Consider the following 1363-nt stretch of genomic DNA (forward strand, 5'->3'; position numbering starts at 1 on the left):
CGTTGAACCCGTAGCTTCGGTACCTGGTTTGAGCCCCGTTACATCTTCCGCGCAGGCCGACTCGACTAGTGAGCTATTACGCTTTCTTTAAAGGGTGGCTGCTTCTAAGCCAACCTCCTAGCTGTCTAAGCCTTCCCACATCGTTTCCCACTTAACCAGGATTTTGGGACCTTAGCTGACGGTCTGGGTTGTTTCCCTTTTCACGACGGACGTTAGCACCCGCCGTGTGTCTCCCGTGCTGACACTTGCTGGTATTCGGAGTTTGCATCGGTTTGGTAAGTCGGGATGACCCCCTAGCCGAAACAGTGCTCTACCCCCAGCAGTGATACACGAGGCGCTACCTAAATAGCTTTCGAGGAGAACCAGCTATCTCCGAGCTTGATTAGCCTTTCACTCCGATCCACAGGTCATCCGCTAACTTTTCAACGGTAGTCGGTTCGGTCCTCCAGTCAGTGTTACCTAACCTTCAACCTGCCCATGGATAGATCGCCCGGTTTCGGGTCTATTCCCAGCGACTAGACGCCCTATTAAGACTCGCTTTCGCTACGCCTCCCCTATTCGGTTAAGCTCGCCACTGAAAATAAGTCGCTGACCCATTATACAAAAGGTACGCAGTCACCTAACAAAGTAGGCTCCCACTGCTTGTACGCATACGGTTTCAGGTTCTATTTCACTCCCCTCTCCGGGGTTCTTTTCGCCTTTCCCTCACGGTACTGGTTCACTATCGGTCAGTCAGTAGTATTTAGCCTTGGAGGATGGTCCCCCCATATTCAGACAAAGTTTCTCGTGCTCCGTCCTACTCGATTTCACTTCTAAGACCTTTTCGCGTACAGGGCTATCACCCACTATGGCCGCACTTTCCAGAGCGTTCCGCTAAAATCAAAGAAGCTTAAGGGCTAATCCCCGTTCGCTCGCCACTACTAAGGGAATCTCGGTTGATTTCTTTTCCTCAGGGTACTTAGATGTTTCAGTTCCCCTGGTTCGCCTCACACACCTATGTATTCAGTGTGTGATAACCATCTTATGATGGCTGGGTTCCCCCATTCAGACATCTCCGGATCAAAGTCTGTTTGCCGACTCCCCGAAGCTTTTCGCAGGCTACCACGTCTTTCATCGCCTCTGACTGCCAAGGCATCCACCGTATGCGCTTCTTCACTTGACCATATAACCCCAAGCAATCTGGTTACTGTCTATAACGTGAAGACGACATTCGCCGAAAATTTGCATAGAGAACACGCAAATTTTACCTTGACTTGAATAATCACCAGTGAAAGTGACCACTCAAATCTACTTCTATCACATACCCAAATTTTTAAAGAACAGTTCTGGCGCAAAGACCAGAAATCAATACCCTCACACATCA

Annotated in this window: 1 rRNA gene; it reads right to left on the reverse strand. The window is 49.5% G+C overall.

Annotation, left to right across the window (positions count from 1 at the left end):
- Positions 1 to 1162: ribosomal RNA gene (locus BM275_RS21960) — 23S ribosomal RNA — on the reverse strand; the annotation flags it as partial.
- Positions 1163 to 1363 lie beyond the last annotated feature (201 nt).

This window comes from Stutzerimonas kunmingensis (assembly GCF_900114065.1).
In the GTDB taxonomy this organism is placed as follows: domain Bacteria; phylum Pseudomonadota; class Gammaproteobacteria; order Pseudomonadales; family Pseudomonadaceae; genus Stutzerimonas; species Stutzerimonas kunmingensis.